At 47.0% G+C, this 432-nt stretch carries 1 protein-coding gene; it reads left to right on the forward strand.

The genetic code is table 11. The features are described 5' to 3' along the window. Nucleotides 1-310, forward strand: a 310-nt coding sequence (locus tag HMPREF1548_RS30300; RefSeq protein ID WP_021639288.1) for a hypothetical protein, incomplete at its 5' end; no start/stop codon positions are given. Nucleotides 311-432 lie beyond the last annotated feature (122 nt).

Genomic DNA, 432 nt, shown 5'->3' on the forward strand with positions numbered 1-432 from the left:
GCCTGCGGGGCAGGTGTTTTTTCATGTACCTTTTCAGACCATGGAGATGAAACTTAAAATTGTTGAAGGCTCTCCTGAAACAATTTTTGCCAAGGTTCATCGAAATGCCCGGTCTGACTGGTACATGAAAAAACACCTGCCCCGCAGGCCGCCGCCCTTTCCCAACCACAACGCCCGCCCCGGCCTTACGCCACAGGAACCGCTGGCTCTCACAGAGGAAGTGGCCGCGTTCTACTGCACATTTTTTTCAGGTAAAAAAGCGGAGAATGCGGAAGGTTTGGGTTTGTTCGGAAATAATAAGAATGATTAATGTCAGACTTTTTAGTTTTTTGGTAATATATATCCTGAAATTTGGCGGAGAACGTATTTCTGGATATCAGGTTTATATTGGAAGCGTTCCTCCCGAGGAGATGGTTTGTGATTTTGGGGCGG

Source organism: Clostridium sp. KLE 1755 (genome assembly GCF_000466465.2).
Lineage (GTDB): Bacteria > Bacillota > Clostridia > Lachnospirales > Lachnospiraceae > Eisenbergiella > Eisenbergiella porci.